This window comes from Achromobacter sp. 1011811831 (genome assembly GCF_059760905.1).
In genome coordinates this window covers 1-7,361 of record NZ_JCBANG010000155.1, presented here as the reverse complement: position 1 = coordinate 7,361, position 7,361 = coordinate 1, and the positions used below count along the sequence as shown (strand labels likewise).

5 protein-coding genes and 1 pseudogene are annotated in these 7,361 nt (G+C 68.5%); 2 read left to right on the top strand and 4 right to left on the bottom strand.

Features of this window, described 5'->3' with window-relative positions; all coding sequences use genetic code 11:
* Window positions 1-51 precede the first annotated feature (51 nt).
* On the bottom strand, window positions 52-1,524 hold the full coding sequence (locus AC6LJ9_RS29845) for a GGDEF domain-containing protein (RefSeq protein ID WP_498150355.1): 1,473 nt from the start codon (window positions 1,522-1,524) through the stop codon (window positions 52-54).
* A gap of 246 nt (window positions 1,525-1,770) precedes the next feature.
* On the opposite strand from AC6LJ9_RS29845, the gene AC6LJ9_RS29840 reads away from it, so the two are divergent.
* Window positions 1,771-2,916, top strand: a complete 1,146-nt coding sequence (locus tag AC6LJ9_RS29840; RefSeq protein WP_498150354.1) for a GGDEF domain-containing protein — start codon at window positions 1,771-1,773, stop codon at window positions 2,914-2,916.
* An 18-nt stretch (window positions 2,917-2,934) separates the two neighbouring features.
* On the opposite strand, the gene AC6LJ9_RS29835 is transcribed toward AC6LJ9_RS29840, so the two are convergent.
* The 3 genes from AC6LJ9_RS29835 to msbA all read right to left on the bottom strand — a co-directional run bounded on the left by AC6LJ9_RS29835 (window position 2,935) and on the right by msbA (window position 7,027).
* Window positions 2,935-3,162 carry a hypothetical protein gene (locus AC6LJ9_RS29835; RefSeq protein ID WP_212321533.1) on the bottom strand — a complete coding sequence of 76 codons (228 nt, stop codon included), beginning with the start codon at window positions 3,160-3,162 and terminating at the stop codon, window positions 2,935-2,937.
* Between the two features lie 134 nt (window positions 3,163-3,296).
* Entirely contained in the window at window positions 3,297-5,111 is a 1,815-nt protein-coding gene (locus AC6LJ9_RS29830) for a monovalent cation:proton antiporter-2 (CPA2) family protein (RefSeq protein WP_498150353.1), read from the bottom strand.
* 140 nt (window positions 5,112-5,251) lie between these two features.
* Window positions 5,252-7,027, bottom strand: coding sequence for a lipid A export permease/ATP-binding protein MsbA (msbA, locus tag AC6LJ9_RS29825; protein ID WP_498150352.1), 1,776 nt, complete (start codon window positions 7,025-7,027; stop codon window positions 5,252-5,254).
* Window positions 7,028-7,128: 101 nt separating this feature from the next.
* Here msbA and AC6LJ9_RS29820 point away from each other — a divergent pair.
* Window positions 7,129-7,361: pseudogene (locus tag AC6LJ9_RS29820) on the top strand (glycosyltransferase family 9 protein); the annotation flags it as partial.

Here is a 7,361-nt window from a genome sequence, read left to right as displayed (position 1 = left end):
TGCTTGAAGCGCGCCGCCTTGCGGGCGGCGCGCAGCCGGCCCGCCGGCGCCTTACCGGCCGGCCATGGCCACGCGGTTGCGGCCGGCCTCCTTGGCGCGATAGACGGCCGCATCCGCGGCTTCGACCAGGCTGGCAGCCGCCTGCCCTGGCTCGGGCAGCGCCGACGCCACCCCGATGCTCAGCGTGACGATGCCCCCGTCATTGTCCTGGTGCGGCAGCCGCAAGGCGGCGACCGACTTGCGCAAGCGTTCGGCGATGACGGCGGCCTGCCGCCCTTCCGTGCGCGGCAGCAGCAGCACGAACTCTTCCCCGCCATACCGCGCCGCCAGGTCGCGCGGCCGCCGCGCCTTCTGGCGGATGGCCTGGGCCAGCCGCCTCAACAGCGCGTCACCCTCCTGGTGCCCATAGCGATCGTTGTAGCGCTTGAAGTGGTCCGCATCCACGAACAGCAGGGACAATGGCGCGCGCTCGCGCAGCGCGCTTTGCCACTCGCGCTCGAGCACCTCGTCGAACAGCCTGCGGTTGGAAATGCCCGTCAGGCCGTCGGTATGCGCCTGCGCCTCCAGCCTGCGCTCGACCTCGCCGCGCCGCGCCATTTCGCGGCGATACAACCACATCAGCGCCAGCACCGCCGCCGACAGGGCGATGGTGACGGGCACGATCAGCATCGCCCGGCGCACCCAGGGTTGCAGCACCTCGTCCACGGCCAGCGCCACGGCGACCACCACGGGTGTGCCTGCCACACTGTCGAATGTATAGAGGCGACGCACGCCGTCCGGCGACAGGATGCCGACAAAAGCGCCCTCCCGCCGGATCAGGAATTGCTGGAAGGCCGGCGACATGGCGAGGTCGTCGCCCAGGTCGCTCATGGAATACGGATCGCGCGCCAGCACCGCGCCGTCGTTGCGGAACACGGTAATGACATCGCGCTCGCCGATCGACAGGCCCGCAAAGCGGTCGCGGAAATACGCCAGGCGCAGCGTGCCCACGACCACGCCGGCGAAGCTGCCATCGGGATTGGACAGCCGCCGGCTGACGGCCAGGCTCTCGTCGCCGCCGCGCAGGCGGCTGCGGTAGGGACGGCTGAGATACATGCCCACGTCGTCGGCGTCGCGATGGACCCGGAAGAAATCGCGATCGGCGAAGCTGGTCAGGGGCGGCGCGATGGAGGCGGAGTCGTAGCGGACCAGGCCGTCGCGGTCCAGCACCAGGATGGTGCCCAGGTACTCGGCCGAGGCGGAGCGGTCGAACAGGAAACGATGCAGCGTCTGCGGCGCCAGCAGCGCCACGCCCGGCTCGTGCAGCCGTTCGATCACGCCCTGCAAGGACAGGTCGTAGACGTGGAGCGTGCGGCCAATGGCGCCGGCCAGCCCGTCGGCCAGATTGCGCGACGCCACGTAGGCCGCGTCCCAGGTGCCACGCCGGTCGGCCCACAGCAAGGCCGCCGCGGCCACGCAAATGCCCACCGCGACCAGCGCGGCCAAGGAGTACAAGGCGCGGTGCACATAGCCGTGGGGCTTCAAGACGGCGCTCCTTCGCGGCGGCCCGGGGCCGGATTCATATCCTGTAAAGCAGCAGCCAGATAATGCCGGGCCATGTGAAGCCGCGCAAGCTGCGGCGACATATGGTGTAAACACACCGTGAATACGTGACGCGGGCGCTTGCCGTATGATGCGCCCGCGGCCGTCCCCGGCTACCATGGCGCAATGCTGGCCGCGTGCATGGACCGAGCCGAATTGAACCGGACCCGCGGCCGCCTCCGAGACACCATGGAAAAAAAGGATCGGATCTACAGCTTGCCCGCATGGCGCATGACGAAGTGGCTGGTCAAGCCCGGCCGCAACGTGCCCGCCGATATCCAGGTCGCCCTGCTGGGCGGCCTGTTCGGATCCCTGCCGATATTCTTCGGCGGCATCATCAATACGCTGATGGTCGCCGCGCTGATCACCTTCCGCCGCCCCGAGCCGCCCTTCCTGCTGTGGCTGGCGCTGGAAACGCTGGTCTGCGCCTCGCGCATCGTGGTGCTGATCTCGGCCCGCCGGGCAGCGCTCGCCGGCAAGCCCACGCACACGGACCTGTACGTGGTGCTGGCGCTCTGCTGGGCGCTGAGCGTGGGCTATGGCACCTTCATCAGCCTGCTCAGCGGCGACTGGATCGCCGCCACGCTGGCCTGCCTGTCGGCCGCGTCGATGGTGGGCGGCATCTGCGTGCGCAACTTCGGCGCGCCGCGCCTGTCCGCGGCGATGGTCGCCCTGAGCATCGGGCCGTGCGCGCTGGGCGCGCTGTTCACCCACGAATCCATCCTTTGGCTGGTGCTGGTGCAGGTGCCCTTGTACATGACGTCCATGTCCATGGCCTCGTACCGCCTGAACGACATGCTGGTGTCCACCATGCTCGCGCGGCGCGAGAACGAGCTGCACGCTCGCCAGGATTCACTGACCGGCCTGCTCAACCGTCACGGCCTGTTCGGCGCGCTGGACACCGCTGTCCGGAACGCCGGCCACGGGCATGCGGAATATGCGGTGCTTTATCTGGACCTGGACGGCTTCAAGGCCGTCAACGATACCTATGGCCACGCGGCGGGCGATACGCTGCTGACCCAGGTATCCGCCCGCCTGGTCGCGCTCAAGCCGGCGGACGCGGTGGCCGCGCGCATCGGCGGCGACGAATTCGTGCTGTTGACCGGCCACTTGTCCGAGGCCGAGGCGCGCGAACTGGGCGAACGCATCATTGCCTCGGTTTCCCTGCCCTACGATCTGGACCAGGACAAGCCGGTGAGCATCGGCGGCAGCGTCGGCATCGCGTTGATTCCGCGCCACGGCGCCGACAGGGCCTCGGTGCTGCACGCGGCCGACCGGGCCCTGTACCTGGCAAAATCGGCGGGCAAGAGCCGCACGGCGATGGCCCAGCCCTGACGCCGGCCGGCGGCCGAATCAGGACACGGCGGCGGCGATGCGGAACGGAAAACCCTTGGCGCCACGCGCCTTGTCCGTTTCACGGTGGGCGCCAATGGCCCAGGCCGGTCCGCCCGCCCCCGTGTGCGATACCAGCTCGCGCATCGCCTGCGCTGAAAATCCGCAGCGCAGCACGGCGGCCTGTCGGCGGGCAAGCTCGAAACCAATGGCTTGCGGCGGCGTGGTGATGCGATCTGATTGCAGCATGGCGGCCTCCTGGCGGCGGGCCCTTCGGTATGAAGGACCGACCGGCCCAATCTAACTCAGCAGGCGCGGCTTGCGCGTGAAATGAAGCGAAAATAAATGCAAAGATCGCTTTACATAGATGCCGCGAATGCTTGTCATATGGGCGTGCTGCGCGCCGCCTCATGACCCTCCGGCGTCTCCCGGTCCGGCTGGTCGTTCCGACCGTCGGCCGGGCTGCTCATGTTGCCGTACAGCAGGGAACGGCCGGCGAACAGGCCGCCGGCCACTTCCAGCTCGAAGCGCTCGGCGTCGCGCCGGCGCACGTCGGCCATCGCTTCCTCCGCCTCGTCCGCCGGCACCCCGGCCTCGCGCAGGGCGGCTTCGCCGAAGGCCAGGGCCGACTCCAGGGTTTCACGCACCTGGAAGTCCACGCCCTCCTTCACCAGCGCCAGCGCATGGATGCGGTCATAGGCGCGCACCACCAGCTTGACCAGGGGGAATTCCGACTTGATCAGCTTGACCGTGTGATTGACGGCCTTGGGATCGTCGATGCAGACCAGGATCAGCTTGGCGGTCTCGGCGCCGGCGGTGCGCAGCATGTCCACCCGAGTTCCGTCCCCGTAATAGACCTTGACGCCCCATTTGGCGGCGGCCCGGATGGCGTCCGTGTCGGTATCCAGGATGGACACCTTGATGCCGCGCGCCAGCATTGCCTGGGTGACGATCTGGCCGAACCGCCCGAAACCGATGATGAGCGCGCAGCCGTCCAGGTCGCGCGCCACGTCCACCCCGTCCATGGACGGCGCCGGCTTGGGCAGCAGCCAGCGCAGCGCCAGCACGCACAGCGGGGTCAGGGCCATGGAAATGATGACCACGGCGATCAGCACGGCCGCGAGATGGGCGTCGAAGATGCCGACCGCGGCGGCCGCGCCATACAGCACGAAGGCGAACTCGCCGCCCTGCGCCAACAGCGCGGCGCGGGTCAGCGCCTCGCCATGGGAGGCGCGCAGCGCGCGGGCGACGGCATAGACGCCGATGGACTTGACCGCCATGAAGACCAGCACCGCCGCCAGGATCAGCTGCCATTCGCGCGCCACCGCGGACAGGTCCAGCGACATGCCCACGCCCAGGAAGAACAGGCCCAGCAGGATGCCCCGGAATGGTTCGATCTCGGCTTCCAGCTGGTGCCGGAAGGTGGATTCGGACAGCAGCACCCCGGCCAGGAATGCGCCCATCGCGGTGGACAGGCCGCCCAGCTCCATCAGCAAGGCCGCGCCCAGCACCACCAGCAGCGCCGCCGCCGTCATGACCTCGCGCGCGCGGGCCGCGGCCAGCAGGCGGAACAGCGGATTGAGCAGCCATCGACCAGCCGCCAGCAGCGCCAGCACGCAACTCAGCGCGATGGCGGCCTGGGTCCAGGGATCGCCGTGCCCGCCCGTGCCGGCGGGCGCCAGCAGCGCGGCCAATGCCAGTAGCGGCACGATGGCCAAGTCTTCCAGCAGCAGGATGGAAACGATGCGCTGGCCCTGGGCGCTGGCGGTCTCGTCGCGCTCGGCCAGGATCTGCATGACGATGGCGGTGGAGGACAGCACGAAGCCCATGGCCGCCATGAACGCGGCCGGCGCCGACAGCCCGACCAGCAGGCCGACCCCGGTCAGCAGCGCGCCGCAGGCCAGCACCTGGGCCACGCCCAGGCCGAAGATCTCTCCCCGCAGCTTCCACAGCCGCGAGGGCTGCATCTCCAGCCCGATGATGAACAGGAACATCACCACGCCCAGCTCGGCGACGTGCAGGATGGACTTGGGATCGGAAAAGAAGCCGATGCCGAACGGGCCGATCGCCAGGCCGGCCGCCAGATACCCCAGCACCGACCCCAGCCCCAGCCGCTTGAACAGCGGCACCGCGACCACCGCCGCGCCCAGCAGCACGACGACGTTGACGAGTTGATTGCCTTCGGCGGGCACGGACATGAGGCTTCTCCTGGTTCGGGTAGCCCTCAGTCGGGCATCTAAAGCATCGGTCGCCATCCATCGGGATGCCGCGGAGCCGGCTTTGCCAGTCCGCAGGCATGCCCCTCCAGGGGCAGCGCGCAAGCGCTTCGGGGTGAGTCCTAGTCCTCGCGGAACTGCATCTTGTAGAGCGACGCGTACAAACCGTTGGCAGCCAGCAACTCGGAATGGGCACCCTGTTCGACGATCTTGCCGGCGTCCAGCACGATGATGCGGTCAGCGTTCTGCACAGTGGACAGGCGGTGCGCGATGACCAGCGTGGTGCGACCGCGCATCAGGCGTTCCAGCGAGGCCTGGACCTGGCGCTCGGACTCGTTGTCCAGGGCCGAGGTGGCCTCGTCCAGGATCAGGATGGGTGCGTTCTTGATCAGGGCGCGCGCGATCGCCAGGCGCTGGCGCTGGCCGCCCGAGAGGCGCGCGGCGTTCTCGCCCACCTGGGTCTGCAGGCCGTTGGGCAGGCCCTCGACGAATTCCAGCAGGTTGGCGGCGGCGAGCGCGTCGCGGACTTGCTGCTCGCTCGCCTCGCCCAACGCGCCGTAGCCGACGTTGGCGGCAATGGTGTCGTCGAACAGCACCACGTCCTGGCTGACCAGCGACAGGTGCGAGCGCAGGCTGCGCAGCGTCAGGTCGTTGACGGGCACGTCGTCGACCAGGATGGTTCCGGTCTCGGCCAGCACGAAACGCGGCAGCATGTTCACCAGCGTGGTCTTGCCGCTGCCCGAGCGGCCCACCAGCGCCACGGTCTGGCCGGGCTCGACGGTGAAGGACACATCGTTCAGCGTATCGCGGTCGGCGTCGGGGAAGCGATGGCCGACGCCGCGGAATTCCACGCGGCCGCGCACCGGCTCGGGCAGCGTGCGCGTGCCCTGGTCGATTTCCGGCTTCTGGTCGATCAGCGTGAACACGCTTTCGGCGGACACCAGCATCTTCTGCATGCGGGCTGCCACGTTGGTCAGGCGCTTGATGGGATCGAAAATCTGCGCCAGGGCGGCCATGAACGAGGCAAAACTGCCCACGGTCAAGGCGCCGCTATTGGCCTGGCTGAGGGCGACGGCGATCACCGCGCCCACGGAAATCGAGATGCAGACCTGGGTCAGCGGCGTCAGCGCGGCATCGGCCGTGGTCGTGCGCATGGCGAAGCGGCGCAGCTTGCCGCTGACGAAGGCGAAGCGGCCGCGCTCGACTTCGTAGCCGTCGAACAGCTTGATGACGCGCTGGCCGTCGATGCCCTCGCTGACCACGCGGGTCAGCTCGGCATTCATGTTGACGGTGTCGCGGTTGATGCTGCGCAGGCGCTTGATGAACACGCGGGCGACCAGCACCGACACCGGCAGCATGATCAGGATGATCAGGGTCAGCACCCAGGACATGTACAACAGCACGCAGATGAGCGCGATCACGACCAGGGTTTCGCGCACCAGCACGGAAATCACATCGGTGGCATAGCCGGTGACATTGCCGGCGTCGATGGTGAAGCGGTTCAGCAGGCGGCCGGTGTCGCCCGTCTTGAAGTCGGCGTCGGGCAGCCCCAGCAGGCGTTCGAACATGTCGCGGCGCATGCCCAGCAGCACATTGTTGGCCACCCAGGCCAGCAGGTAGTCGCTGAAGAAATTGCAGACCCCGCGCACGAAGATCAGTCCCACCACCGCCAGCGGCAGGGACCAGACATAATGCGGCTTGACGCCGGAAAAGCCCTCGTCGAGCAGCGGCTTCATGATGACCGCCAGAGTGGGCTGGGTGGCCGCCGCGCCCGCCATCAGCAGGATGGCAAGCACCAGGCCCTTCCAGTAGGCGCCCACGCGCTTGTAGATCCGCCCCCAGAGTTCGGCTTTGACAGGCTCGGAGCCCAAGGTCGCTTTGCGTGCGGCAGAATTCAAAGGAATTACTCGCTTCAATACAATTATGCGGTGGATTGTACCGGCTGCGCGCCGCCGTCCGCCCCCTGTCCCGTTCCTGACCTGCGCCCCGGCGCCCGCCCATGTCCGAATTCAGCTGCCTGTATGTCCGCCTGCCCAACTGGGTTGGCGATGTCTGCATGAGCCTGCCCAGCCTGCGTGCCCTGCAGGCGGCCGGCCTGCCCCTGGTGATCTGCGCCCGCCCCTGGGCCCGGGACCTGCTGGAGGGCATCGACAAGCAGGATTTCATCGCGATGCGGGGCAAGGTCGGGCCCGACCGGGCCGCCGTCGGCGCCCACCGCCGCGCGCTGGGCGC